The sequence below is a fragment of the Pseudomonas gingeri genome, assembly GCF_013385425.1.
Lineage (GTDB): Bacteria > Pseudomonadota > Gammaproteobacteria > Pseudomonadales > Pseudomonadaceae > Aquipseudomonas > Aquipseudomonas gingeri_D.
Map to the genome: position 1 here is coordinate 283 of NZ_JACAQA010000064.1, position 2978 is coordinate 3260.

Here is a 2978-nt window from a genome sequence, read left to right on the forward strand (position 1 = left end):
GCTTTGTCTGCCTTCTGGCCGTTGATGCAGGCTTGCCGCCACGCCTTGATTTGCTCGGGGTACAGGCCTTTGCGACGGCAGTATTCACCCAGTTCAATTTCGGACAAGCCGGCGGTTTCAAGGACGACGGCAAACTGGGTTTCGGCGGTCCAGCTCTGGGCCGGTGGGGTGTTCTCGGACACTGCGTTTCCTTCAGAGCGGGCCTTTCTGCGCCAGTTGGCCAATGACATATCGCTGACCCCTTCGCGCCGAGCAACCTCGGCCATCGACAGGCTCAGTGGGGGAAGCAGCATCTTGAGTAATGCGGCTTTGCGTTCCGGTGAATAGTACGGCACGAACAGTCTCTTTCCGCCCCCGATCTGCTTTTTCAGGAAAATTCGGAAAGGCGACAACTATCCTGACACCGGGGGACACTGAAAAAACAATATATGGAGGACTTTAACATCTCGGGCACCAAATCTAGGCACCGAGCTAACATCTTGAATAGGTTTAGCCCTTTACGCTGTTACGCTTTTGGCTATATTTTCAGTATATGTACCTATTCAATGTTTTAAACGCAGAAGGATGGACTGGTCCTACAAAACCGCAGGGCAAGCACGACGAGGCACCGCAGACATGGCGAAGTACAAACTGGATTTCGACGCATTTTCTTCCGTTCTGAACCTATATCCCGACGGCGACCCTTACGAGGAAGCTGACAAACTGGCCAAGAAGGTCAGTGAAGGCTCACCGCTCTCTCAAGACATCCGGGCAGTGACCGCATTGAAATCAATCGTTGATATTGATCGCTATAGCAGTGCCCGTAGTTTGGGCAGTGATATCAAAAGGTTGACTGACGACTATCAAGCAGCCTCTAAACAATTTTTCGTAGCGGTGCGTAACTCCCGGCGAACTCAAGTCTAAGGGCCGTTCCTTAACCGATGACAAAAAATACAGAACCTAAAATACCTGGTGAAAAAGAGACAGCACTCGAATCAGACCCCACTGCCGAGTCCTGCGAAATCGTAGAAAAAATTTCCGCAGCGCTGCAAGCGTTGGGAGAATACGACCCCGCTATCAGTGCACTGCTCAAAAGCAGCTAAAGCAAAGCCACTCTCGACGCAATCTCGATAGTCGCCATTTCGATTGCCGAAGAGCGCCACCTTGCAGGTACCCTGTCAGCACGGCAACTAAGAGAATACTAATCCATTGTAGAGAGCAGCGCCAAACTAATGTTCGAGTTGATGAAGAACGAACAAACCCATCGGCACAAAATGGAGATGGGTATGCTTGATGTTCGTAAAGAGGAACTTACTGCAACGTTAAATAATCAAGCTACTGACCTGATAGTTAGGTTTAATTCATTGCACCTGATCGAACAACGTGAACGGCGAGGGCAAAACATCGGTGGCGCGTTGGCTTTCGGAGTACTGCTATTGGGCGGGTATCTCATCCACTTAGGGCATCCTGAAATCGGTGCTGGCATGATCGGCTCCACCATGGTTGCTATTGCCGCTGTTTTCGTGACACGCAGACGCCCAAAAAAGCCCGGCCAATAATCACCCAAAACACCTGCATGGAGGCGCATGATCCTCACGCGCGGCGCGTGGGTAAGCTTGCGTTTTCCATCGCTCAGCTATACTGAGGGCTCGGGTATTATGTGTCAGCCAGTCGTTGGCAAGCGCTCTACTCTTCGCCATTGCTGTATCCATTGCTGTTACCTCATCAGCAAGCAAAGGAGAACGGTAATGAAAAAGCATCCCCTTACCCCCGATTCTACAACGCCAGGTCAGGCACCTGAACAGAACTCGGATCGGGGGCCAGAAGATCGCCGCGGCCCATTCAGAATATACACAGATTTTGACAAAAAATTTTGTCTCGGTTACCGCGACGCAACTGATTGTTATCTTAAGACTGTGACTACAGGCAGTGATTTTTTCCAAGAGTGGATGATTGAGCCTTGGGGTGAATCATCCTGCTATATCATATGCGCCAAATCTAACCTGTACCTGAATGGAGAAACAAAATCCGCGTTGACGCCTGTCCGCGTCTTGCCTGATGTTAATAGTTTATGGCGAAGCTGGACATATACAGAGGTAGGAGATGGTCGTCTATATTTTACATGCCTTAAAGATAACAAGATTTTGTCACTCATGTTGGCCACAACAGGAGCGGGTATTGGCGTCACAACTTTTATTCGAAACTCTTCGAGTCCGATTGCAAATCAAAAATTCTATGTATGGTTCTAATCTCTGCATGGTTTACTGGTGCCAGGAGACTATATGCTTGCGAGCCTTGATACCATTATGGTGAACGGCGTTTCTATATATAACGCTATTATTGAGAGCCCGGTTAGAAAAATTGGAGCATACCAAAGCCTCAACGCTGTATGAGAAGAATCTTGAACACGCTCCTACATGAGCGGGGGTGTAAAAGCCCCCTTTTTTTCCGCTGCTCTCATGTGCGAGAAAATTCTAGCCCTTCCTAGATCATTTTATCTCTAGCCACTCAACCCGTTGCTCACGCCTCAAACATCCATTCACTTGTAAAAACAACCGCCTAATCGGTCGTATCTCATTATTCATATAAACCCGGTCGATTTTTTGTAAGCGCCCCATAAACCCCACCTACCGCAAAAGTAGGGGGTAGGTTCCGGTTTACCTTGGCATCTCTGGCGAGCAGTTCCACGGTAGCAAGGCCTCGCAGTCTTCTACCGATGTCGCCAGCGGCAGCCGCTCCAGTACGTGGCGCAGCCACGTATACGGCTCCTGGCCGTTAGCTTTGGCGGTTTCGACCAGGCTGTAAATTTGTGCACTGGCATACGCCCCTTTGGGCGTGTCGCTGAAAAGCCAATTTTTGCGTCCAATCACAAACGGCTTGATCGCGCGCTCAGCGTCGTTGTTGTCGATAGGCAAAAAACCGGCCTCCACGTAACGCAGCAGCCAACCCCAGTTGCTCGCCATGTAACTGATCGCTTTACCGTAAGCGCCCCATAAACC

5 protein-coding genes are annotated in these 2978 nt (G+C 49.9%); 3 read left to right on the forward strand and 2 right to left on the reverse strand.

Annotated elements, in window-relative coordinates; all coding sequences use genetic code 11:
- On the reverse strand, nt 1-335 hold a 335-nt coding region (locus HX830_RS32300; protein WP_371317561.1), incomplete at its 3' end, for a transposase.
- A gap of 280 nt (nt 336-615) precedes the next feature.
- Between HX830_RS32300 and HX830_RS31805 the strand changes: the two genes are divergently transcribed.
- The 3 genes from HX830_RS31805 to HX830_RS31815 all read left to right on the forward strand — a co-directional run bounded on the left by HX830_RS31805 (nt 616) and on the right by HX830_RS31815 (nt 2228).
- Nucleotides 616-903, forward strand: a complete 288-nt coding sequence (locus HX830_RS31805; RefSeq protein ID WP_177104801.1) for a hypothetical protein — start codon at nt 616-618, stop codon at nt 901-903.
- 362 nt (nt 904-1265) lie between these two features.
- Complete coding sequence (locus HX830_RS31810; protein ID WP_177104803.1) at nt 1266-1538, forward strand: hypothetical protein; 273 nt, start codon at nt 1266-1268, stop codon at nt 1536-1538.
- A gap of 189 nt (nt 1539-1727) precedes the next feature.
- Nucleotides 1728-2228 carry an RICIN domain-containing protein gene (locus tag HX830_RS31815; protein ID WP_152741629.1) on the forward strand — a complete coding sequence of 167 codons (501 nt, stop codon included), beginning with the start codon at nt 1728-1730 and terminating at the stop codon, nt 2226-2228.
- 408 nt (nt 2229-2636) lie between these two features.
- Here HX830_RS31815 and HX830_RS31820 read toward each other — a convergent pair.
- Nucleotides 2637-2978, reverse strand: a 342-nt coding sequence (locus HX830_RS31820; RefSeq protein ID WP_177104805.1) for an IS66 family transposase, incomplete at its 5' end; no start/stop codon positions are given.